This window comes from Caulobacter sp. GW821-FHT12D05 (genome assembly GCF_058807295.1).
The window spans coordinates 740,191-762,354 of sequence record NZ_JBXAQO010000003.1; the positions used below are offsets into that span (position 1 = coordinate 740,191).

The following is a 22,164-nucleotide window of genomic DNA, read 5'->3' on the forward strand; positions in this document are numbered from 1 at the left end:
AGAGCCATGAGCGAAGAGACCCGCGACTCCAACGGAACCCTGCTGGCCGACGGCGACACCGTCACCCTGATCAAGGACCTGAAGGTCAAGGGCTCGGGCGGCGTCACCCTGAAGCGCGGCACGGTGGTCAAGAAGATCCGCCTGACCGGCGACCCCGACGAGATCGAGGCCAATGTCGACAAGGTGAAGGGCCTGGTTCTGCGCACCGAGTTCGTGAAGAAGGCCTAGCTTAACCTCAGTGGACTAGTCTGCCCCACGATCAGGCCAGAAGGCCGGTGGGGCAGAAGCCATGATGACGGCGGCGGGGCAGGCGGGACCGATGGTCCTGGCGGCCTATGGCAAGGCGATGGGCGTGACGCCCCCAATTGCTCAAGAGGCGGCGAAGGACGAGCCGGTGGCCAAGAGCCCCGAGGCCGAGGCGCTGGATCGCCTGAAGGCCAGCCAGCGCAACGACCGCCGCAACGCCATCGGCGACGCCAAGGGCCGCGCCCGCGAGAAGCTGCAGAAGCTGATGGAAAAGCTGAAGCTGCTCAAGAAGCTGTACGCCAACGACCCCAAGATGATGGCCAAGACCCTGGCCGCGGCGGCCAAGGAGCTGCAGGGCGCGGTCAAGGACTACGCCAAGGCCGCCAAGGACAGCGGCGAGCTGTTCAAGGCCGACTTCGCCGCCGCGCCGGACGCCTCGCTCACGCCCGACCAGCAGCTGTCGGCCCGCAAGGACCTGGAGGACCAGGCCAAGGCCGAGGCCAGCGGCGACATGGACTTCATCAAGAGCGTGCGCAGTATCGCCAACGCCCTGAAGGACGACCTGACTACGGCCAAGACCAAGGGCATCCTGACCCAGCCGGGCAAGTTCGAGCGCTCGGACGAGGTCAAGGAAGCCGAGGAGAACCTCAAGGACCTCGAGACGATGACCGAGGACCTGGACCAGCAGATCCGTCGCGACATGCCGCCGGGCAGTCTGATGAAGCTGGAAGCCTAGGCGAAGCTGATCTACCTTGGGTGGATTGGAGGCCGCCCATGCTGGACCTGATCTGTGACGCCGCGCCGTTCTGCGTCGCCCGCGACTACGCCCCGGCGGCCGAGACCACCGGCATGTTCCGCAAGGTGGATACGGCCGGACAGCCGATCCGGGCGGATGACGAAGCAGCCAAGCGGCTGGGCGTGCGGATCCAGTACGTCTCGAACGACTTCCTCAACACCGTCCCGGCCAAGGCCTTGCGCCAGACCTGCGCGGAGGGCGCCTGCGTCGTCTTCCGGATGTCGTGCGACGACCTGACCTGCACGTGGCACGCGGCGCCAGCGAAGGCGGGGCCGGTCTATCTGCGAGAGATCCGCCTGACCGCGACCAGCGCCGAGGGCCTGGCCCGGGCGAAGGCCAAGGTCTTCGTGTCCGCCGGCGGGCATGCGATCAGCCTGGCGCAACTGGACCGCAGCGAGCCGGCGCCGGCGGGCGACTACACCGCGCCGGTCACGGCCGAGGACCAGGCCTCGCGGCGCTAGCGGCATGTCGCCGGATCGGCGGCGACATGCCGCCCGCCTCGCAAGACGGGATCGAGCCGGAGCGGAGACGTCGTACGGGCTACGACGCCTCCGTCCTTTATGCGCCCCACCGCGCGAGCCCTTCGAAGGCCGCCGTTGCTCACCGGCCTTTCGACACCGTCTAGTTGCCGACAGAAGGCGCTCGGAGCAATGTCCGGGGTGTCGCAAGATGTGATGACGTCGTGAGACGAGAGTTCGAGAACGCCTTTTGTTACAAGGGTTTTGTTTAGGGGTTTTGTCTCCAGGATCGGTCCGGGAGAACGAGGAAAGCCGAATGAGCATGGAAGCTGCGTCGACGACGCCGCTGAAGGTCGCCTTGGTCGAGGACGACGCCGCGTTCCAGCAGGCGTTTCGCAACGCCCTGGCCGCCGCCCCGGACCTGTCGATGGTCGGCGTCGCCGCCACCGCCGCCGAGGCGCGCGCCATGCTGGGCGAGGCGCCCTGCGACGTCTTGGTCGTGGATCTGGGCCTGCCGGATGGCTCGGGCGTCGACATCATCGGCGAGGCCCATGGCCGCTGGCCGGGCTGCGCCATCATGGTCGCCACCACCTTCGCCGACGAGCGCCACGTCATCGCCTCGATCGAGGCCGGGGCCAGCGGCTACCTGCTCAAGGACAGCCCGCTGCCGACCATCGCCGAGGACATCCGCGTCCTGCACGCCGGTGGCAGCCCGATCAGCCCGCGCATCGCCCGCCAGGTGCTGATGCGCTTCCGCCCCGACGAGAAGCCCGCCGAGGAGGGCGCCGTCGACGCCGAGGCCGCCGAGAAGTCGGGCATTCCCAGCCTGTCCGAGCGCGAGAAGGAGACGCTGCAGCTGATCACCCGGGGCTTCTCGTTTGAGGAGATCGCCGAGCTGATGGGCGTGTCGCGCAACACGGTGCTGACCTTCGTGCGCCGGATCTACGCCAAGCTGGAAGTGCGCTCGAAGACCGAGGCGGTGTTCGAGGCCCGCGCCTATGGCCTCCTCTAGGGCCAAGCTCACCGACTACCGCTGGTTTCCGTGGGTGGCCTGGGTCCTGGCGGGGCTGGTCGTCCTGGGCGTGGCCTTCGTCATCGAGTCGCGGTCCGGCGGTCATCGCCTGACCGCCGCGCGGATGACCACGATCGACACGGTCGGCTATCAGCTGCCGCCGGCGGCCAGCCCGAAGACACTGCAGGCCAGCGGCCAGGCCGTGACCATGCCGCACGCGCCGCCGCCGGTGTTCGCGCCCACGGCCGAGACCTCGCCGCAGAAGATCGCCACCCGCGTCACCTGGTACTCGCTGAGCGTCCCGCCGCTGCCGGACGACGGCCGCCAGCTCTATCTCTACATCCCGCGCTGGAAGTCGGACGGCTCGCTGGCGGTCTATGCCGACGGCCACCTTATCCACCAGTCGCACGCCAACCTGCAATGGAACGGCTCCAACGAGCCCTTGCTGATCAAGGTTCCACGCACCGACGTCTCACATCCGCCCCGGACGCTGGACATTCGGATGCAGCATGTGCGCGGCATCGGCGGGGCGTTCTCGTCGGTCTGGATCGGGACCTATCGCCAGCTGGCCCCGCGCTACACGATCCGCGAGATCCTGCAGGTGCAGCTGACCTCGTTCTCGTCCTTCGCCTTCCTGGCGACGGGGGTGTTCGCCTTCTTCGTCTGGCTGACCCGGCGCAACGAGCCGATCTACCTGCTGTACTTCCTGACCTCGGCCGTCGTCTTCGTGCGGATGCTGCACACCTTCGTCGGCGTGCACCCGCTGATCCTCTCGGACGCCTGGTTCGGCTGGCTCACCGTCGTCTCGCCCTACTGGATGATCGTGGTGCTGCATCTGTTTGTGGCCGAGCTGCACGGCAAGCGTCAGCCCATACTGACCGGCGCGGCCCTACTGGTCAGCATCGTGTTGACCATCGCCACCCTGCCGGGCCTGATCGATCCCACCCTGATGTCGGCGCCCGTCTACGCCAACCTGCTGGTGCTGGGCGTTATCGTGGCCGCCAACGGCGTGCTGCAGTCGGTCCGGTTCAAGTCGCGCGACGCCATGCTGCTGTCGATCTGGTGCCTGATCACCGTGCTGTCGGGCATCTACGATCTGGGCCTGCAGCAGAACCTGATCAGCATCGAGAGCGTGTTCGTCAGCAACTTCACGGGCGTCGGGTTCACCCTGCTGTTCTGGTACATCATGTTCGGCCGCTACATCGAGGCGCTGGAGACGGCGACCCGGGCCAAGGCCGACCTGGCCCAGCGCCTGGCCCAGCGCGAGGCCGAGCTGACCGCCAGCCACGCCAAGTTGCGCGAGGTCGAGCGCCGCGAGCTGCTGCACCAGGAACGCCAGCGGCTGATGCAGGACATGCATGACGGCCTGGGCTCGACCCTGGTCGGCGCCCTGCGCGCCTTCGAGGGCGGCAAGGCGGCCGAGCTCGACACCGTCAGCATCCTGCGCGGCTGCATCGACGACCTGAAGCTGACCATCGACTCCATGGAGCCGGTCGAGACCGACCTGCTGCTGCTCTTGGCCACCCTGCGGTTCCGCCTGCAGCCGCGCCTGGAGGCCGCCGGTGTCAAGCTGGTCTGGGACGCCGGCGAGGTCCCGCCGCTGGAGTGGCTGGACCAGCGCCACGCCCTGCACATCCTGCGGATCATGCAGGAAGCCATCGCCAACGTGCTCAAGCACAGCGGCGCGAAGACCCTGACGGTCTCGGTGCGGGCCGAGGGCGACCAGGTGCTGGTGCGGGTACAGGACGACGGCCGAGGCTTCGAGCCGGCCGGCCTGCCCTCTGGCGGGCGCGGCCTGGCCAACCAGCTCAGCCGCGCCGAGGCGATCGGCGGGGCCATCCGCTGGGAAGAGGCCGAACGCGGCAGCAGCCTGGCCCTGGCGCTGCCGGTCAGCAAGCGGTTGGCTCAGCGCCCCTCATAGGCCGCCTGGATCGCCGCGACGTTGATCTTCTTCATGCCCATCATGGCCTGGAAGGCGCGGCCGGCGCCGGCGCGGTCGGGGCCGGTGGTGGCCTCGATCAACTGGCGCGGGGTGACCTGCCACGACAGGCCGAAACGATCCTTCAGCCAGCCGCACTGGCTTTCCTGCCCGCCGTCGGCGGTGAGGGCGTTCCAGTAGTGGTCGACCTCGGCTTGGCCGTCGCAGTCGATGACGAACGAGAAGGCCTCGCTGAGCTTGAAGGTCGGGCCGGCGTTGAGCGCGGTGACCTTCTGGCCGTCGATCTCGAAGGCCACTGTCATCACCTTGCCGGGTTTGCCGCCGCCAGGGGCTTCGCCGGGATAGTAGTCGACGCTGGTGATCTTCGAATTCGGGAACAGCGAGACGTACAGCTTGGCGGCGTCCTCGGCCTGGTTGTCGAACCACAGGAACGGGGTGATCTTGGGCATGGGTCTTCCTCCAGTGTTGATCCAAGGACGGTGCAGGCGCCGACGTTCCGACACGGGCGAAAAAGAAAAGTCACGACGTCGATTGACTGTCGCGACCGGACTATTGCCCGATCCTCCAGAACCACGCGGCGGGCCCTGTCATCCACGCGCGTTACGCCCATCTCCCAACAGCCGGCGGTACGGACCGCCGCGCCATTCCGGACAAGGAGCATACCCATGAAGACGCGCAAACTCGGCGACGGCCTGGAAGTGTCGGCCATCGGCCTCGGCTGCATGGGCATGGGCCAGGTCTACGGCACGGCGCTGGACACCGCCGACGCCCACAAGCTGCTGGCCCAGGCCGTCGAGCGAGGCGTGACCTTCTTCGACACGGCCGAGGTCTACGGCCCCTATCTGAACGAGGAACTGGTCGGCGCGGGCTTGAAGCCCTTCCGCGACAAGGTCGTGATCGCCACCAAGTTCGGCTTCGACATCGCCCCCGAAGGGACCGGCGAGGGCTTCACGCGCATGCGCGGCGTCAACAGCCGTCCCGAGCACATCCGTGAGGTCGCAGAAGCCTCGCTCAAGCGCCTGGGCATCGAAGTCATCGACCTCTTCTACCAGCACCGCGTCGACCCGAACGTGCCGATCGAGGATGTGGCCGGCACGGTCAAGGACCTGATCGCCGAGGGCAAGGTCAAGCACTTCGGCCTCTCGGAAGCCGGCGCCGCCACCATCCGCAAGGCCCACGCCGTCCAGCCCGTCGCGGCCCTGCAGAGCGAATACTCGCTGTGGTTCCGCGAGCTGGAGGCCGAGATCATCCCGACCCTGCGCGAGCTGGGCATCGGCCTGGTGCCCTACAGCCCGCTGGGCCGGGGCTTCCTGACCGGCGCCTTCAAGGACGCGCCGGTGGCCGACAACGACTTCCGCCGCGGCCTGCCGCGCTTCCAGGGCGAGGCTTTCGCCAAGAACCTGTCGCTGGTCGACGCCCTGACGGCCATTGCCGCCGACAAGGGCATCACGCCCGCCCAGCTGGCCCTGGCCTGGATCCTGACGCAGGGGCCCGACATCGCCCCGATCCCCGGCACCACCAAGCTGGCGCGGCTGGAGGAGAACATCGGCGCGGTCGATGTCGTGCTCACGCCCGAAGACTTGGCCGCCATCGCCGCGGCGGTGCCGGAGACGGCGATCGAGGGCGAACGTTATGCGCCGGCCGGGTTGGCGATGGTGGGGCGGTAGGAAGACTTAGATCCTCCCCCGCAATGCGGGGGAGGTGGCCCGGAGGGCCGGAGGGGGCGAGCTGGGCTTATGCCATAAAGGCCCCCTCAGTCGCTCCGCGACAGCTCCCCCGCATCGCGGGGGAGCATCTTTTCGGCCGGCTCCGCATTTCCCGGTCATGCTCGAACTGATCCTCGATCTCTGCAACATCCTGGGCGGCTTCCTGCTGGCCATCGGCCTGCTGACGTTGCTCCCCCGCGCCGGCGACGACCTTGGCCGGTTCGCCGACCGCCTGGCCCCCTTCCGCTGGATCGTCGGCGTCGCGGCGCTGGTGTGCGGCGGCTATTTCCTGATCGTGCACCTGACCAGCGGACCCAAGGTCTTCCACTTCGAGGTCGTGGGCGTCGTCGTCGGGGTCCTGCTGCTGTGGGACCGCTTGCGGGCGGGGCGCAACCTGCCGGCCAGCGGGTCCAGCGGTCCCGGCCTGATCCTGGCCGTGTTCGGGGTCATCGCCATGATCGTCGGCCTGCAAGGCATCTTCACGCCGGACTGACGATTGGCGCCCCGGAAACCCCGGGGATTGGCGCCTGACACCGACAAATCCTGCCTCCCATCTGCAGGCTGCTGACAGAATCCGGTCGTCCATCCGCAAGTTTCGGGCGGAGCGACGTCGGAAGGCGGCCTAAGGCGCAATGACGTCTTTCCGGGGAGGATCCATGTACTCGACCATTCGCGCCGCCGTGATCGCGGCCGCCGTCTGCGCCGCCGCAACGCCCGCCTTCGCCACCGTCGACACCCCGCAGCGCCAGAGCCTGGACGACGCCTGGTGGACCGGGCCGCTGTTGGCCTCCGGCGCCTCGACCCTGCCCAAGGGCCACATCCTGTTCGAGCCCTATCTGTACGACGCCAAGCCGTACGGAAGCTTCGACGCCAGCGGCAAGCGCAAGAGCGCCCCGGACGCCGACAACATCGGCTCGTCGGCCTACATGCTGTACGGCGTCACCGACACCCTGACGGCCGGCTTCATCCCGCACCTGGGCTACAAGCGCGCGGGCGGGCGCTGGAGCCAGGGGCTGGGCATCGGCGACCTGACCGCCCAGGCCCAGTTCCGCTTGCTGAAATTCGAGGAAGGCCGCCACGTCCCGACCGTCTCGATCATGCTGCAGGAGAACCTGCCGATCGGCCGCCACGACAAGCTGGACGACCGGCCCAATGACGGCTTCGGCAGCGGGGCCTACGCCACCACCGTCGGGATCAATTCGCAGTACATCTGGTGGGCCCCGAACGGCCGTATCGTCCGCACCCGCCTGAACGCCCAATATACCCGCTCGGACAATACGCGGGTGCGGGGGAGCAGCGTCTACGGCACGCCCAAGGGCTTCGCGGGCAAGGCCCAGCCGGGCGACAGCTTCCTGGTCGACCTGGCCTTCGAGTATAGCATCACCCGCAACTGGGTGGCGGCCATGGACCTGGGCTGGCAGCGCGACGCCTCGACCAAGGTGACGGGGATGCTGGCGGGCTCGCACTTCGAGCGGCGCTATCCGGTCAGCAAGGCGCTGATCCTGGCCCCGGCCGTCGAGTACAATTTCAACAGCCGCGTGGGGGTGATCGTCGGCGCCCGGATCATCCCGGCCGGCCGCAACACCACGGCCTCGGTGACGCCCGCCATCGCCTTCAACTACGTCCGCTGACAACGTTTGCAGGCCATTCGCGCGAGAGAAAACTAAAACCGTCAGTACCACTTTTGCGACATCCCGTCGCGACCGCGAATGATGGCCATATAGTGACGTTATCTGTTATCTATCTGAATTAGAAGAAGAAATTGTGGCGCGAAGCGTGCGAATAGTCAGGCTTGCGCAGCCCTATGCGACATATTGGACTTTGTCGGTGGTGGTACATCCGGCCCATGCTCGCCCTGCAGTTGCCGAGTGGGGGCAGAACATGAAACGAGTACTGGTCGTCGAGAGCCAACCGCTGATGCGCGCGGCGATCGTCCGTCTGCTGGAGACCGCCTGGCCCAAGGCCAGCATCGTCGAGGCCGGCGACCTGGCCGGGGTCGACGCGGCCTGTCGCGCGGGCCATGTCGGTCTGGTGATCCTGGAGCCGGCCCTGCCCGACGCCACGGGCCTGGGCGCCCTGGTCGCGGTGCAGCGTCGCCTGCCGGACGCGCCGGTGGTGGTCTATACCGCGCGCCGCGACGACCAGGTGATCAGCTCCAGCAACGCCCTGGGCGCGGCCGGCTATGTCCACAAGTCCGCCCAGATCGACGAGCTGCTGGCGGTGCTGCAAGCCGCCGCCGCCGGGGCGCGGTCGTTCCCGTCGCTGAACGGCGCGGTGTCGGCCGACCAGGAGATCGCCGCCATGCGCAAGCGCCTGAACTCGCTGACCGCCACCCAGATGAAGGTGCTGATGAGCGTCGCCGACGGCCGGCTGAACAAGCAGGTGGCCGCCGACTTCAACGTCTCGGAAGCCGCGATCAAGGCCCACCTGACGGGGATCTTCCGCAAGCTGGGCGTCCACAACCGCACCCAGGCCATGCTGGCCCTGCAGCCGGTGCTGGGCGGCCACGCGATGGCCGCCTAGAGCGCCTCGCCGTCTCGTCCGAACCTAGCGCGTAGCGTCTTCACCGCCTCGCGGGCGATCTCCGTCGCATCGCGCGGTCCAGGATCGTCCGTGCCGCTGAAGGTGCCCAGGATCAGGGTTTCGTGTTCCAGCATGCCCAGCAGCTGGCGCGAGGCCATCTCGGCCACGCCGTGGGTGAAGCGGCCTTCGTTGGCCAGCCGCTCGAACAGGGCGACCGCCGACTGGTGAGCCTTCAGCCGCGTATGGGTGTCGAAGAACGCCAGGGCCTCGGGGAACCTGCGACCCTGCTTGCCCATGATGCGGAAGAGAGCGCGCAGGTCCGGATCGTTCAGCCGACCCATGATCGCCAGGGCCAGCTTCTCGATCGGATCGCCATCCGGCGCATGCAGCGCCTCCAGCAGCTCGACCTCGATATTGCCGGCCACCTTCTCGACGACCGCGCGGAACAGGTCGTCCTTGCTGGGAAAATAGGCGTAGACGGTCGCGGTGGAGACGCCGGCCTCCGTGGCGATGGCGCTCATCTTGGCCGGGTCGAGGCCTTCGGCGAGCACGATGCGGCTGGCCGCGTCGATGATCGCTTGCAGCTTCTTCCGCCCTGCCAGCCCCCTAGGCTGTCTGAGCATGCTGGCCTCCAAAAACGCTCGCTAACTGATTGAGTCGGAACTCGTCGTGAACGCTATAGGCGCGAGCATGGCGCACGAAATACAATTGTTGAAGTGTCGGGTAACGCACATTGGGGAGGTCTTGATCCTTTGCGTGTGATCCGAACACACTCCGCTCCATGGAAACCAACCCGCTTCGCACGCTCGATTCCTTTGAACTGCTGAAGCTGGGCAAGGCCTCGGTGACCGTCGGCGGGCTGGCCGCCGGCATCCTGATCGTGGTGGTGGCGATCATCGCCGCGCGGCTGACCTCGGCGGGCCTGCGCAAGCTGCGCGAGAAGGCCGCCGGCAGCGCCGCCTCGCTGTACATCGTCGAGAAGGTCGCCACCTACGGCCTGGTGCTCATCGGCGTGATCGCGGGCCTGTCGACCATGGGCGTCGACCTGACCTCGCTCACCGTGTTCGCCGGCGCCCTGGGCGTCGGCGTCGGCCTGGGCCTGCAGGGCATCATCAAGGACTTCGCGTCCGGGGTAAGCCTGGTGTTCGAGCGGCTGGTGGCGGTGGGCGACTTCGTCGAGCTGCCCAATGGCGGCCGCGGCGTGGTGCACGAGATCGGCCCCCGCGCCACCCGCATCCGCACCAATGACAGCACCGACATCATCGTCCCCAACTCGGTGCTGGTGAACGACCAGGTCATCAACTGGACCCTGCGCAACACCAACCGCCGCCTGCGCGTGCCGTTCGTCACCGCCTTCGGGGCCGACAAGGAGAAGGTGCGCGAGGCGGTGCTGAAGGCCGCCAAGGCCGCGCCCTATACCTCGCCCGACGACGCCACCCGCCGGGCCCAGGTCTGGCTGGTCGGCTATGGCGACAGCAGCCTGAAGTTCGAGCTGGTGGTCTGGCCGACCGTCGAGGCCGTGCGTCGCCCGGCGGCGATCTTCGCGGCCTATACCTGGCTGATCGACGACGCCCTGCGCGGCGCCGGCATCGAGATCCCGTACCCGCAGCGCGACGTGCGCCTGCGCGGCCTGTTCGGCGAGGAGGGCGAGGACGCCCTGACCAGCCTGCGCCTGGAACCCGCCGCCCGCCGCCGCAAGGCCGCCAAGGCCGTCAAGCCTGGCTCCAGCAACGACGCGGCCCTGGACCTGGAGCGCGAGGATCCCGACGAGATGCCGCCGCCCGTCGCCAAGCCGCCGGCGGCCAAGACTTAACGGCGATAACCTTGACGGTCCTTCCGCGTCGCCGCATGGTTCTCGCAACTGCGAAACGGTAGCGCGACAGCCGAAAGTGGATGCTGGTTTCGGCGACCGTCGCGCGTCGAATAAAGAACAATCGGGGAGTAGGCGATGAAGACGCCGCGCGGCTTTTTCAAACCTCTGGCCATCGGCGCGCCCGAGCCCTACCGCGAGCTGCCGGCCCGCGTGGAGCGGATGATCCACTTCGTGCCGCCGCACCTGGACAAGGTGCGCGCCAAGGTCTCCGAGATCGCCCCGACCGTCGACGTCATCCTGGCCAACCTGGAAGACGCCATCCCCGCCGACGCCAAGGGCGCGGCCCTGGCCGGGCTGGTGGCGATGTCGCGCGAGGTCGACTTCAAGGCCTTGGGCGTGGGCTTCTGGACGCGGATCAACTGCCTGAATTCGCCCTGGCACCTGGATGAGGTCGCTACGATCGTCGAGAAGGCCGGCGACAAGATCGACGTGATCATGGTCCCCAAGGTCGAGGGGCCGTGGGACATCTTCTACATAGACCAGCTCCTGGCCTCGCTGGAGGCCAAGCACGGCGTGACCCGGCCGATCCTGCTGCACGCCATCCTGGAGACGGCCGAGGGCGTGATGAACGTCGAGGCCATCGCGGCGGCCAGCCCGCGCATGCAGGGGATTTCGCTGGGCCCGGCCGACCTGGCCGCTAGTCGGGCGATGAAGACCACCCGCGTCGGCGGCGGTCATCCCGGCTACCGCGTGGTGGAAGATCCGCATGCGGACGGATCGCCGCGCGCCTCGGTGCAGCAGGACCTCTGGCACTACACCTTCGCCAAGATGGTCGACGCCTGCGCCGCCCACGGCATCAAGCCGTTCTACGGTCCGTTCGGGGCGATCGACGACCCGATCGCCTGCGAACAGCAGTTCCGCAACGCCTTCCTGATGGGCTGCGCCGGCGCCTGGAGCCTGCACCCCAGCCAGATCGACATCGCCAAGCGGGTGTTCAGCCCCGATCCGGCCGAGGTGGCCTTCGCCAAGCGGATCCTGGAAGCGATGCCGGACGGCACGGGCGTGGCCATGATCGACGGCAAGATGCAGGACGACGCCACCTGGAAGCAGGCCAAGGTGATGGTCGACTGCGCCCGGCAGATCGCGGGGAAGGATGCGGGGTACGCGGGGCTGTACGGCTTCTAGGACATAGATCCTCCCCTAGCGGGGGAGGCGGCGCGAAGCGCCGGAGGGGGAAGTGCTTGATGCCTTGCCTCTTCCCCCTCCGTCGTCTCTTCGAGCCGACACCTCCCCCGCTAGGGGGAGGGTCTTGAGCGGTCAGCCCTCGCCGCCTACCGTCGTCACGACCCGCGCGCCGCTCGTCAGCAGCTTGTGGATCGGGCAGCGGTCGGCGATCTCGAACAGGCGCTCCATCTGCTCCTCGTTGAGGTTGCCCTCGATAGTCAGCACGCGCTCGAAGCGGTCGTGCGGGGTCTGGTCGGCGTCGAAGTGGTGGAAGACCTCGACGTGCATGGCCGTGACCTCCCAGTTTTTGCGGTTGGCGTAGAGGCGCAGGGTCTGGCTGGTGCAGGCGGCCAGGCCGGCGCAGACCAGCTCGTGCGGATCGGGACCCAGGTCGAGGCCCCCGTGCGCCACCGAGACGTCGGCGACGATGGTCGAGGGGCCGGCCGTGACGAAGGTCTGCAGGACGCCCGTGCCGGTGTCGGTGGCGGTGGCGAACGGGCGGGTGACGGCGGCTTCGGTCATGGCGAGATCCTCGAGAAGGGTAGGCGGCCCCTTCCTACCGCAAGCTTCAGGGTCGTGCTTGCACGATCGGCTTCAGACGGAAGTCCGGCTCGTGATCCGGCCCCAGGGTGATCGAGGCCCGGGGAATGACCGGCCGGTCGCCGGCCATGGCGATCTGGAACCGTTCCAGCAGGCTGGCCAGCACGATCTGGGCTTCGGCCATGGCGAAGCCAGCGCCGATGCAGACGCGCGGTCCCGCGCCGAACGGGATGAACGCCTCGATGCCCCACGGATGGACCTGGTCGATGAAACGCTCGGGCCGGAAGGCGGTGGGGGCGTCCCACAGCTTGCGGTGCCGGTGCATGACCCAGGGGCTGATGGTGATCATGCAGCCGGGGACGACCGGGCAGTCCAGGACCTCGTCGGCCTCCAGGGCCTGGCGGGCGATCATCGGGGCGGAGGGATAGAGCCGCAGGGTCTCGAACAGCACCGAGCGCAGTAGCGGCCAGGCTTTCAGGTCGTCCAGGCTGGCGACCCGCTCGGCGGGGAACGCCTGGACCTCGGCCCGGACCCGCGCCTGCGTCGCCGGATCCAGAGCCAGCAGATAGGCGGCCCAGAACAGCAGGCGCGAGGTGGTCTCGAAGCCGGCGGCCAGCATCGAGCTGCACTGGTCGCGGATTTCCTGGTCGGGCAGGGGGCGATCGTCCTCGTCGCGGGCGGCCAGCAGCCGGTCCAGCATGTCGAGGACTTCCGGATGCGGGTTCCGCCGCCGCTCCTCGATCAGGGCGTCCACCGCCTTGAACCAGCGCGCGCCCATCCGCCGCCGCTCGCCGTCCAGGAAGGTCAGGTCGTCGGCGCCCTTGGCCACGAAGTCGAAGAGGTTGAAGTGCGCCGGCCCCTCCATGTAGCGGCGAGCCAGGTCCGCCAGGATCGCGCCTTCCGCGTCGGCGCGGCGCGAGAACAGGGCGCGCAGCACCGCGTCCAGGGTCGCGTGGTGGAAGGCTTGAGCCAGGTTGGCGCGATCTCGTCCCGCCAACGCCTGCGTCAGGCCTTCGCCGGCGGCGACGAAGTGGGGCAGCAGGCCGCCGGTCGCGGCGGGGGTGAAGACGGGGGCCAGGCTCTTGCGCTGGCGTCGCCAGGTCTCGCCCTCGGACATCAGCACGCCCTCGCCGACCAGGGGCTTGAGCGAGCGGGCGGCTTTCACCGGCCGGGCGTATTTGGGCGAGCTCAGCACGCGGCGCACGCTGCCGGGGTCGTTCAGGAACAGGCCCGGCTGGCCCATGAACATGTAGGGCGCGGCGAGGCTCTCATAGTCCTCTTCGCAATAGGCCCCGATCAGGCTGCGGCCCATCTCCAGGGCCACGCGCAGCTGGCCCAGCGGCGTGACGCCCAAGGGGCGCGGATGGATCTTGGGAGCAGGCGGGATGAGCGGCGCGGTGAGGACGGCAGAGTCCATGGAGCAGCGGCCTTCCGGAAAGCGGAGCCCGTTTTAGGCTCCATCCGGACGTCGACGCTATAACCGCTCAAGTTGCGGCGCAATAATTCATCGCGCGCTGAAAATACTTAAGCAGCGATCGCCTGGGGCGAGACGTCGAACACGCGCTGCGACCCGCGCCAGACTTCCACGAAGTCACAGCGGTGGTGCATGTCCAGCAACTCGTAAGCTCTCGCGCGCGCCGCAGAGTCGTCAGCGCAGGGCGTGACGTCAAAACGCGGGACCGAGCCGTCAGACTCGACACAGAAAAAGGTGAACACCTGCATGGGAACTGTGCGCTCTCATCAGGCGGGTCCGCGCACATTCGATGGCGGGGCCGCAGGGGCGCAAGTCGTCTTCCGCGACCTGCTACATAAGAACGTAGGACTCTTTGTCGCGATTCACCAGAGGAGAGAGTCTCGATTCGAGACTCACCTGTGAACCGCACCTTCGAGCCTGTGGATAAAACCCGGCTGATTCATGACGGTTCCCGGCCAGAATCTCGCCCCTTTCCCTCGGGGGATTCCGCCACTAGGTTCGCACCCTTTCATCAACGGCGACGTTTAAGAGTCCATGGCCGCCCATTATCTCGATTTCGAACGCCCAATCGCTGACCTGGAAAGCAAAATCGAAGAGCTGTCCCGGCTCTCCGAGACGGCTGGACCAGGCTCGTTCGACACCGAGATCCAGGCCCTGCGTGACCGCGCCCAGGAACTCCGCAAGGAGGCCTACGCCAATCTGGACGCCTGGCAGAAGACCATGGTCGCCCGGCACCCCCAGCGGCCCCATCTGCGCGATTATGTCGCAGGCCTGATCGACGAGTTCGTCGAGCTGCGCGGCGACCGCAAGTTCGCCGACGACCAGGCCATTGTCGGCGGCCTGGGCCGTTTCCGTGGTCAGCCCGTTGTGGTCATGGGCCACGAGAAGGGTCACGACACCACCACGCGCCTGAAGCACAACTTCGGCATGGCCCGCCCCGAGGGCTATCGTAAAGCCGTGCGCCTGATGGACATGGCCGAGCGTTTCTCGCTCCCCGTCATCACCTTCGTCGACACCGCCGGCGCGTATCCTGGCCTCGGCGCCGAGGAGCGCGGCCAGGCCGAGGCTATCGCCCGCTCGACCGAGCGCTGCCTCACGCTGGAAGTCCCGATGGTCGCCACCATCGTCGGCGAAGGCGGCAGCGGCGGGGCCATCGCCCTGGCCGGCGCCAACCGCGTGCTGATCCTGGAGCACTCGATCTATTCGGTGATCTCGCCGGAAGGCGCGGCCTCGATCCTGTGGCGCGACGGCGCCCGGGCCAAGGACGCGGCGACCAACATGCGCATCACCGCCCAGGACCTGATCAAGCTGGGCATCGTCGACCGCATCATCGAAGAGCCCGCCGGCGGCGCCCATTCCGACACCGAGACGGCCATCGCGGCCGTTGGCGACGCGGTCGAGGACGAGCTGAAGGCCATGGCGTCGATGAGCGCGGCCGAGCTGAAGAAGCAACGCGCCGAGCGCTTCTACGCCATCGGTCGCGCGGGCCTGCAGTAAGGTTTTTTGACCGGCGGATGTCACGTCCGCCGGTACTGCCTCGTCTTAGCTCTCGAAGGGCCGCTCCCAGGCCCCGAACGGAGCTTACGACCATGGGCGACACCGCCGCCTTCCGCCACGACCAGAACGTTCCCGAGGTCTACAAGGCCTTCCTCGCCGCCGAGATGGCGGTGCGCGCCGCCGGCATCCCGTCGGCCTTGAAGCACCTGATCTATCTGCGCGTCTCGCAGCTGAACGACTGCGCCTACTGCGTGAAGATGCACAGCCACGAGGCCCGCGAGGACGGCGAGACCAACGCCCGCCTGGATCGCCTGGTCGTCTGGCGCCACGTCGAGGACTTCACCGCCGCCGAAAAGGCCGCCCTGGCCTGGGCCGAGGCCCTGACCAAGCTGCCCCAGCCCGAGGGCTTCGCCGCCTTGCGCGGTGAGCTGCGCGAGCACTGGACCGATCAGCAGGCCAGCGCCCTGACGGTCATCGTCGCTCAGATCAATCTCTGGAACCGTCTGGGCGTTTCGAGCCATTAGACAGCGTCGGCGGCGAAGGGCCCCGGCCTGCTGGAGCCTTGCATGATCCGTCTCTTCGCCGCCGCGACCGTCCTGCTGCTGGCCACCTCGGCCCACGCCGAGCCGAAGTTCACCCCGGCCTACCAGAAGTGCCTCGCCGCCCCCTCGGGCCAGAGCACCGCCGGCATGATCGACTGCATCGGCGCGGAGCTGAAGATCCAGGACGCCCGCCTGAACCGCAGCTACCAGGCCGCCCAGAAGCGCATGAGCCTGCCGCGCCAGAAGGCGGCCCTGACCAAGGCCCAGCGCGCCTGGATCGCCTTCCGCGACGCCGACTGCGCCAGTCGTTATGACGAGGCCTGGGGCACGCTGAGCCGGATCGAGGCCAACAGCTGCGTGCTCGACCGCACGGCCGAACGCGCCGACGAACTGGACGCGTTCCAAGGCCAGCAATGACGCGCTAGGGTGGCGCTTCCTGAGGGGGAGCTCCATCCATGATCCGTGTCCTCGCCGTCGCGACGGTGCTTCTGGCCACGCCCGCCGCCCAGGCGCAGGGCCAGCGCCCGCTCACGCCGATGGAGCGCTGCGATCGCGCCGGCGGCCCGACCATCGAGATCATGAGCTGCGTCGCGGACTATGCCGACAAGCAGGACGTCCGCCTGAACCGCGCCTACCAGGCGGCGATGGGGCGTCTGAAGACGTCGCGCGAGAAGATCCTCCTGCGCAACGCCCAGCGCGCCTGGATCAAGGACCGCGACGCCGAGTGCCGGGCCTATCTGGACGAGGCCGAGTACGGCCGTCAGGGCGGCATCGAGGCCCAGGCCTGCATCCTCGACTGGACTGAGGCGCGCGCCGACGAGCTGGAGCGCATGGCCCGCCCGCGCCGGCCGCGATAGGCCTCTTGCCTGACCTAGGGGCCGCCCCCGCATAGTCCTCCCAAAACCAGAGGGAGGCATGCCGCCATGGCCATCAAGACCCGTTTCACCGAGCTGTTCGGCGTCGAGCACCCGATCGCCCAGGGCGGCATGCAGTGGGTCGGCAAGGCCGAGCTCGTCTCCGCCGTCGCCAATGCCGGGGCGCTGGGCTTCCTGACCGCCCTGACCCAGCCCACGCCCGAGGCGCTCTCCCAGGAGATCGCCCGCTGCCGCGAGATGACCGACAAGCCGTTCGGCGTGAACCTGACCATCCTGCCGGCCATGAAGCCGCCGCCCTATGCCGAGTACCGCGCGGCGATCATCGAGAGCGGGATCAAGATCGTCGAGACCGCCGGCTACAAGCCGCAGGAGCATGTCGACGACCTCAAGGCCCACGGGGTCAAGGTGATCCACAAGTGCACCGCCGTCCGCCACGCCCTCAGCGCCGAGCGGATGGGCGTCGACGCCATCTCGATCGACGGTTTCGAGTGCGCCGGCCATCCGGGCGAGGACGACATTCCCGGCCTGATCCTGATCCCGGTCGCCGCCCAGAAGGTGAAGATCCCGATGATCGCCTCGGGCGGCTTCGGCGACGCCCGCGGCCTGGTCGCGGCCCTGGCCCTGGGCGCCGACGGCGTCAACATGGGCACCCGCTTCTGCGCCACGGTCGAGGCCCCGATCCACGAGAACTTCAAGCAACAGATGGTCGCCAATGACGAGCGCGCCACCGACCTGATCTTCCGCACCCTGCACAACACCGCCCGCGTGGCCCGCAACACCGTCAGCCAGCAGGTGGTGGCCATCGAGCGGGCCGGCGGCGCCAAGTTCGAGGACGTCGCCGAGCTGGTGAAGGGCGTGCGGGGCCGCGAGGGCCTCGAGACCGGTGACACCGACCACGGCATCTGGAGCGCCGGCATGGTCCAGGGCCTGATCCACGACGTGCCGACGGTGAAGGACCTCGTCGACCGGATCGTGTCCGAGGCCGAGGACCTGATCCGCCAGCGGCTGGCGGGGATGGTGAGCTAGGCGCTCAGAGGCCCAGATGCTTGTGCAGATAGGCCGTGATCTCGGCGAAGGTCAGGCCATCGTGCTGCTGGCGGTACAGCAGGTGGTCGCAGGCCTGGAGTTCGATCAGCGGTCGCAGCCCGCCCGTGCGGGGATGGATGTTGCACTTGAGGTTCAGCGTCTCGGGATAGCCGGGCAGGCTGTTGGAGAACCAGCCGAACATCGTCGGCGGCGCGATCGCGGGCTGGGTCTCGAAGGCCTCGTGATAGCGCTGGAAACGCTTGCGGCTTAGCGACGTCCACACGCCGAAATGCAGCACCTCGCCGTCGCGGTCGATGCAGGGGATCTCCAGGCAGGCGCGGATGAAGAAGTGCTCCAGCTTCCAGACGCAGAAGTCGCTGGTCAGCTCGAAGTCGGCCGCTCGTTCGGCGTCGGAGGCGATCTCCCAGGCCAGCGGACCTTCGGAACTGGCGGCGGGCAGGTCGTGATGGGCCTGGCCGCAGGTGGGGCAGCGCCAATCAGCGGACGTGGCGGCGGGCGCGGGGCGACGGCCGGTCAGTCGATCGAGGAAGCGCCGCACGCGCTAGACCTTCACCCGGAAGTGGAACGCATCCACCGCCAGCCCCTCGCGGAAATAGAAGGCGTGGGCGCGCTCGCGGACGACGTTGGAGATCAGCTCCAGATGCCCGCACCCCTGCCGCCGCGCCTCGTCCTTCAGCCAGTCCAGCAGCGCCTTGCCGTGGCCCTGGGAGCGCGCGTCCGGGTCCGAGACCAGGTCGTCGACGCTCAGGAACTTGCCGCAATACAGCATGTCCAGCGCGCATTCGGAGCTATCTCCTATTTGGATGCCCGTCAGATTTTGTTGATTTCATAATATTTCTAATTCTCTTAGATCTCGAGAATATATCTTTTTCTCTAGGTATTTCATCAATATGTCGGAAATTGAATGCCTTCATTTTGCTAGAGACTTTTTCGAAGGATTCTAAATCTGCGTAAAGTAGTGTTGCTGTGCTGATTACAGCGTTGTCGAAATTCGAACTCGATACATCTATTCTCGACATTCTGGCGTCTATAAGGTTCGCTTCGGAGAAATTGGCCCCTTGAATTTGGGATCCATCAAGCATGCAGCGCTCAAAGTGCGCGCCTTGAAAATCCGCATCCCTCAAATCAGCGCTGATAAGATGGCATCCGGACATCGTAGAGCCAGGCATTATGGCTCCTCTCAAATTTATTCCGCTAATGGCGAGTCCAAATAGGAACGAATTTGGAGCAGTTACATAAGAAAAGCATTTGTACGCCGGAGTTGCATAGCTTCGCACCTCTGCAATGCGGCTTAAAAGTTGATGCATAGACGATTCTGGATCTGGCCATTCAATGTGAATTATTTTCTTTGGTGATCCAAAGTGGGAAAGTGCATTGCTCATGCAGTGCAGAACAGCCCATGCCATGATCTCCGAGCTCTTTTGCCTCGACTCGGCTGATCTCCAGGTCCCTCCATCTAGTGTGACGGGAAAGCCTTCTAGTAGTACCGTGTTGATCAACCTTTCAAAGTGTTCCTTTGATGTTTCAAGGCGCTCAATGTCAATATCCTTTAGGTTGTCGGAAATAATAAGTCGAACTTCATCGCGAAGAAATTGTAAAATTTCGTCCGTAAGTTGGCCGTTTCCAATGGCGCTTATCCATTCGGAAAGCGCATGATCCATTCTTCTATTTATGAGTGCTGGTAAATCAAACGAAATGTCCAGGATGGCGCGAGCAGCGAGGTAATCACCAAAGCTCTTGTGGGTAAATTCAAATCCTCTGTGGCGACCTTCTGATGACTTTAGATAAAAATTCATTGCTAGATTTGTTACGTCCGAACCATTGTCCTTTTTGAAGGAATCCCACGCTCTCTCTGTCCGGCAAATTCTAATTGCGGCCTCAAAACCGGCCTCGCTCGCAACGCGAGTATCTCCACCCTGCCAAGCGGAAAGCGCAATTGTTTGCATTAGGGAGTTGAAATCTGGGAGCGTTAAGGTTCGACCTGCGCCCAGCCTTTTTATTGCTCCTTCACCCCAGCCTCTGTGCCAAATCGAGTCCACAAGTTGTCGATAAATGCGATTTGGATTTTCGGCAGCTTCCTCCCAGTTTTCTGTTGCGTATCCTGATAAAACTAGAAGGTAACATAGTAGGGGTTCGTGGGTAATTCCCTCAAGTTGCTTGCTGGAAAAGGCGGGTGGGGTGCTGGTGGATTGATTTGTAAGTTTTGCATACTGAGACCACCAGGTCTCTCTTTGATCCTCATCCAATATGCCACTTTTGGGGCCTCTATGGGAAATGGGGGAAAAACCATATACTTCGAGGCAGGCCTCCCTGGGGGCAGATATATACCTCTTGGCCGCCTGAAAGGCGGGCATGCGGCCGCTGACTACAGTGCGAAGTTTGCTAATTCCGTCGCCACGTAGAGATGCGGTAAGGTGCGCAAGCTTCGTACTGAACAGGTTCACTACGTCGCTGGCGCCTTCGCCGGGCCTGGCAAGTTCATCCAGGCCATCAAATATCAGGAGTAGCGGCGGGCCATCCTCAATCGCTGCTCGAGCGAGTGGCGGTTGATTGAAGTCGCTGTTTGTCTTTTCTGTAAAGTGGCGATTGATTGCTTCTCTCAGGTCTCCTTCCAATTCCATATGTTGCAGTGGAATAAGTAATGGTCGCCATTCGGGTCGGCTTGCGGCTCTTCTTGCAAGCGCTCGCAGTGTGGTGCTCTTCCCACTACCTGGTCCGCCGCCAATTAGGCGAAGTTGATCTTCAGATGGAGCATTGTCTAACCACTCATCAAGATATTCGTCTAAAAGTATGTAGTTCCTTTTATCTTCACCAATTGTTCCGACTTCGCTTTCGTGTAACTGCTTTTCGGATATCCAGAAGCCGCGTAGCGGAACATATATTTGTGACAGGGATATTTTTGAAGACTCTTGGCCGAAAGTTGGTTTTACCTCAAAATCGTGGATAATTCTTCGACGATAAGCGTCCCAATCCATCTGTGACTGGGCTGGTGTGGACTTTAAGCCGTCTAGAAGGTTATGAATTGGCTGTATTAGTTCTGGCCTTTTCGACAACACTTCAAATATCGCCCTCTCATAAGCTGCGTCAAAGCGAGCTTTGAGGGCATCATTCGTTTCATTTACGCCGCAACGATATTTGTGCCTAAGTGGTATAAAATGATCTCTCAAGTGAATGTATAGAGTTAGTTTTGTTGGTCGACTTATAAAATCTATCGGCGCGTAATTTTCACCAGAATCAAGAAGTGACTTAGCTTTTGTGGATATTTCTTTTGAAATTCCGGATATGTATTGTGTGTCTGGGCTAGATATAAGTTCTCCTAGCGCCCACGCAAAGCATAATACGGAGAGGCGATACAAATTCTCGGAGGGCGGGGAGTCTATCTTTATTGATTTTGCTGCAGCAATAAGGTTGGCTGTTCCGCCAACATAAGATGCGGGGGAAAGAGGAGAGCTGGCTAGATTTCCTATAAAATTTAATACTTTTTCGGAAAAATCGAACCAATTTATATTTATATCTGAATGATTTGTAATTTTTACGCTTGGCGTTGAATATGTTTGCTTGCTGTTTGGATTCTTCTTGTCCAGGTTTTCAGTCATGGCTAGCCCAATATATGGTGGTAAAGGCCAGTCTATGCTATCGTAAGATGTTTTTTTGGCAAGCGCAGCGGCGCTAACACCTGACCTCAGCTATTCGGGTTCGGCGCTCAGCAGCGTCCGAAATTGGGCTAGTTTGGCCCTATTCAGCCCCCGCCCGTAGTACGCCACGCACCCCGCGTCCGTGCTGACGAACCTCGGCGCTCCCCGCGCACGCAGCGTCGCGTCGATCACCGCCAGCCTCGCCGTCAGGGTCTTCATGTCGCCCGTCTCGCGCGCCAGGTTCGCCTCGCGGCCGCTCGGGAACGCCACGTCGTAGTTGAGTTTCGGCTCGACCTTGCCGGTGGTCTCGTCCTTCTGGTTGGTGCAGCCGATGCCGACGCTGGTGGCGGTGCCCCAGGACCAGTGCTCGCGGGCTTTGCCGTCGTAGAGCCAGGCCGCACCGAACGGGGTGGCGACGCCGACTTCCTGGCGGCCGGCGATGCCGCCCCAGGCGACTCCGGTGGCGACGCAGGCGGCGGTGGCGGCGACCAGGATCCAGCGGGCGCGGCGGGTGATCGGCGGCATGCCGCGGCTGAGGCCGAAAGCGCCGGGCAGCAGGATCAGCGGGGCGATGGCGATCAGCATCATCGGCAGGAAAGCGTCGCCGCCCTCGCGCCAGGTCACCAGCACGTCGGGGATGGTGCGCAGGATGGCGGTGTCGCGCTGCTCGAACCAGGTCTGGACCAGGGCCAGCCCCGCGAAGCCGCAGCCCACCAGGCCGGCGGTGATCAGCACCCCGGCCAGCTTGTCGGCCATGCCGGTTCCGGCGTTCTCGCTCATGCGGTCGATCCTCGTCCTGGGGACCCTGACTACAGCGAGTTGCGCGGGAAGGGGAGG

25 protein-coding genes are annotated in these 22,164 nt (G+C 65.3%); 16 read left to right on the top strand and 9 right to left on the bottom strand.

Annotated features, from left to right (window positions below):
* Nucleotides 1-6: 6 nt before the first annotated feature.
* From AC1RRR_RS16320 to AC1RRR_RS16340, 5 genes are all read left to right on the top strand, one after another.
* Nucleotides 7-228: an alkylphosphonate utilization protein gene (locus tag AC1RRR_RS16320; RefSeq protein WP_291871567.1), complete on the top strand. Its 222-nt coding sequence runs from the start codon at nt 7-9 to the stop codon at nt 226-228.
* A 61-nt stretch (nt 229-289) separates the two neighbouring features.
* Complete coding sequence (locus AC1RRR_RS16325; RefSeq protein ID WP_492814678.1) at nt 290-982, top strand: hypothetical protein; 693 nt, start codon at nt 290-292, stop codon at nt 980-982.
* A gap of 38 nt (nt 983-1,020) precedes the next feature.
* Entirely contained in the window at nt 1,021-1,503 is a 483-nt protein-coding gene (locus tag AC1RRR_RS16330; protein WP_492814679.1) for a hypothetical protein, read from the top strand.
* A gap of 313 nt (nt 1,504-1,816) precedes the next feature.
* Nucleotides 1,817-2,512: a response regulator gene (locus tag AC1RRR_RS16335; protein WP_492814681.1), complete on the top strand. Its 696-nt coding sequence runs from the start codon at nt 1,817-1,819 to the stop codon at nt 2,510-2,512.
* Nucleotides 2,499-4,433 (top strand): sensor histidine kinase, encoded by a 1,935-nt coding sequence (locus AC1RRR_RS16340; RefSeq protein ID WP_492814682.1) that lies wholly within the window; start codon nt 2,499-2,501, stop codon nt 4,431-4,433. Before AC1RRR_RS16335 ends, AC1RRR_RS16340 begins: the two co-directional genes overlap by 14 nt.
* Here the strand turns inward: AC1RRR_RS16340 and AC1RRR_RS16345 are convergent.
* Nucleotides 4,418-4,900 carry a VOC family protein gene (locus AC1RRR_RS16345; RefSeq protein ID WP_492814684.1) on the bottom strand — a complete coding sequence of 161 codons (483 nt, stop codon included), beginning with the start codon at nt 4,898-4,900 and terminating at the stop codon, nt 4,418-4,420. The two genes, AC1RRR_RS16340 and AC1RRR_RS16345, sit on opposite strands and share 16 nt — an antisense overlap.
* A 216-nt stretch (nt 4,901-5,116) precedes the next feature.
* Here AC1RRR_RS16345 and AC1RRR_RS16350 point away from each other — a divergent pair, with 216 nt between their 5' ends.
* The 4 genes from AC1RRR_RS16350 (at nt 5,117) to AC1RRR_RS16365 (ending at nt 8,680) form a co-directional block, all read left to right on the top strand.
* Entirely contained in the window at nt 5,117-6,118 is a 1,002-nt protein-coding gene (locus tag AC1RRR_RS16350; protein WP_492814685.1) for an aldo/keto reductase, read from the top strand.
* A gap of 157 nt (nt 6,119-6,275) precedes the next feature.
* Nucleotides 6,276-6,650: a hypothetical protein gene (locus tag AC1RRR_RS16355; protein WP_492814686.1), complete on the top strand. Its 375-nt coding sequence runs from the start codon at nt 6,276-6,278 to the stop codon at nt 6,648-6,650.
* 163 nt (nt 6,651-6,813) lie between these two features.
* Entirely contained in the window at nt 6,814-7,788 is a 975-nt protein-coding gene (locus tag AC1RRR_RS16360) for a transporter family protein (RefSeq protein ID WP_492814688.1), read from the top strand.
* Between the two features lie 250 nt (nt 7,789-8,038).
* On the top strand, nt 8,039-8,680 hold the full coding sequence (locus AC1RRR_RS16365) for a response regulator transcription factor (protein WP_492814689.1): 642 nt from the start codon (nt 8,039-8,041) through the stop codon (nt 8,678-8,680).
* On the opposite strand, the gene AC1RRR_RS16370 is transcribed toward AC1RRR_RS16365, so the two are convergent.
* On the bottom strand, nt 8,677-9,303 hold the full coding sequence (locus AC1RRR_RS16370; protein ID WP_492814691.1) for a TetR/AcrR family transcriptional regulator: 627 nt from the start codon (nt 9,301-9,303) through the stop codon (nt 8,677-8,679). The genes AC1RRR_RS16365 and AC1RRR_RS16370 overlap by 4 nt on opposite strands.
* A gap of 158 nt (nt 9,304-9,461) precedes the next feature.
* Here AC1RRR_RS16370 and AC1RRR_RS16375 point away from each other — a divergent pair, with 158 nt between their 5' ends.
* Together AC1RRR_RS16375 and AC1RRR_RS16380 are read left to right on the top strand one after the other, a co-directional pair.
* Nucleotides 9,462-10,493 (top strand): mechanosensitive ion channel family protein, encoded by a 1,032-nt coding sequence (locus tag AC1RRR_RS16375; protein ID WP_492814693.1) that lies wholly within the window; start codon nt 9,462-9,464, stop codon nt 10,491-10,493.
* Between the two features lie 135 nt (nt 10,494-10,628).
* Complete coding sequence (locus AC1RRR_RS16380) at nt 10,629-11,678, top strand: HpcH/HpaI aldolase/citrate lyase family protein (protein ID WP_492814695.1); 1,050 nt, start codon at nt 10,629-10,631, stop codon at nt 11,676-11,678.
* Nucleotides 11,679-11,810: 132 nt separating this feature from the next.
* Here the strand turns inward: AC1RRR_RS16380 and AC1RRR_RS16385 are convergent, their stop codons facing one another.
* The 3 genes from AC1RRR_RS16385 to AC1RRR_RS16395 form a co-directional block, all read right to left on the bottom strand.
* Entirely contained in the window at nt 11,811-12,239 is a 429-nt protein-coding gene (locus AC1RRR_RS16385) for an OsmC family protein (protein WP_492814697.1), read from the bottom strand.
* A gap of 46 nt (nt 12,240-12,285) precedes the next feature.
* A complete protein-coding gene (locus tag AC1RRR_RS16390; RefSeq protein WP_492814699.1) occupies nt 12,286-13,674 on the bottom strand; it encodes a cytochrome P450 in 1,389 nt (462 codons plus the stop codon).
* Between the two features lie 107 nt (nt 13,675-13,781).
* The gene (locus tag AC1RRR_RS16395; RefSeq protein WP_295109836.1) at nt 13,782-13,979 is read right to left on the bottom strand and encodes a hypothetical protein; all 198 of its coding nucleotides are present in this window, start codon (nt 13,977-13,979) and stop codon (nt 13,782-13,784) included.
* Between the two features lie 286 nt (nt 13,980-14,265).
* Here AC1RRR_RS16395 and AC1RRR_RS16400 point away from each other — a divergent pair, with 286 nt between their 5' ends.
* From AC1RRR_RS16400 to AC1RRR_RS16420, 5 genes are all read left to right on the top strand, one after another.
* A complete protein-coding gene (locus AC1RRR_RS16400; protein WP_492814701.1) occupies nt 14,266-15,228 on the top strand; it encodes an acetyl-CoA carboxylase carboxyltransferase subunit alpha in 963 nt (320 codons plus the stop codon).
* Nucleotides 15,229-15,320: 92 nt separating this feature from the next.
* Nucleotides 15,321-15,752 (top strand): carboxymuconolactone decarboxylase family protein, encoded by a 432-nt coding sequence (locus AC1RRR_RS16405; RefSeq protein WP_492814703.1) that lies wholly within the window; start codon nt 15,321-15,323, stop codon nt 15,750-15,752.
* A gap of 42 nt (nt 15,753-15,794) precedes the next feature.
* A complete protein-coding gene (locus AC1RRR_RS16410) occupies nt 15,795-16,187 on the top strand; it encodes a lysozyme inhibitor LprI family protein (protein WP_492814705.1) in 393 nt (130 codons plus the stop codon).
* Nucleotides 16,188-16,225: 38 nt separating this feature from the next.
* Nucleotides 16,226-16,627, top strand: coding sequence for a lysozyme inhibitor LprI family protein (locus AC1RRR_RS16415; protein ID WP_492814707.1), 402 nt, complete (start codon nt 16,226-16,228; stop codon nt 16,625-16,627).
* A 66-nt stretch (nt 16,628-16,693) separates the two neighbouring features.
* The gene (locus AC1RRR_RS16420) at nt 16,694-17,671 is read left to right on the top strand and encodes an NAD(P)H-dependent flavin oxidoreductase (protein WP_492814709.1); all 978 of its coding nucleotides are present in this window, start codon (nt 16,694-16,696) and stop codon (nt 17,669-17,671) included.
* A gap of 4 nt (nt 17,672-17,675) precedes the next feature.
* Here AC1RRR_RS16420 and AC1RRR_RS16425 read toward each other — a convergent pair whose 3' ends face one another.
* From AC1RRR_RS16425 to AC1RRR_RS16440, 4 genes are all read right to left on the bottom strand, one after another.
* Nucleotides 17,676-18,230 (bottom strand): DUF2199 domain-containing protein, encoded by a 555-nt coding sequence (locus tag AC1RRR_RS16425; RefSeq protein ID WP_492814711.1) that lies wholly within the window; start codon nt 18,228-18,230, stop codon nt 17,676-17,678.
* A gap of 3 nt (nt 18,231-18,233) precedes the next feature.
* Nucleotides 18,234-18,461: a GNAT family N-acetyltransferase gene (locus tag AC1RRR_RS16430; RefSeq protein WP_492814713.1), complete on the bottom strand. Its 228-nt coding sequence runs from the start codon at nt 18,459-18,461 to the stop codon at nt 18,234-18,236.
* A gap of 19 nt (nt 18,462-18,480) precedes the next feature.
* Complete coding sequence (locus tag AC1RRR_RS16435; RefSeq protein WP_492814715.1) at nt 18,481-21,288, bottom strand: pentapeptide repeat-containing protein; 2,808 nt, start codon at nt 21,286-21,288, stop codon at nt 18,481-18,483.
* A 90-nt stretch (nt 21,289-21,378) separates the two neighbouring features.
* Nucleotides 21,379-22,107: a hypothetical protein gene (locus AC1RRR_RS16440; RefSeq protein ID WP_492814717.1), complete on the bottom strand. Its 729-nt coding sequence runs from the start codon at nt 22,105-22,107 to the stop codon at nt 21,379-21,381.
* Between the last annotated feature and the right edge of the window lie 57 nt (nt 22,108-22,164).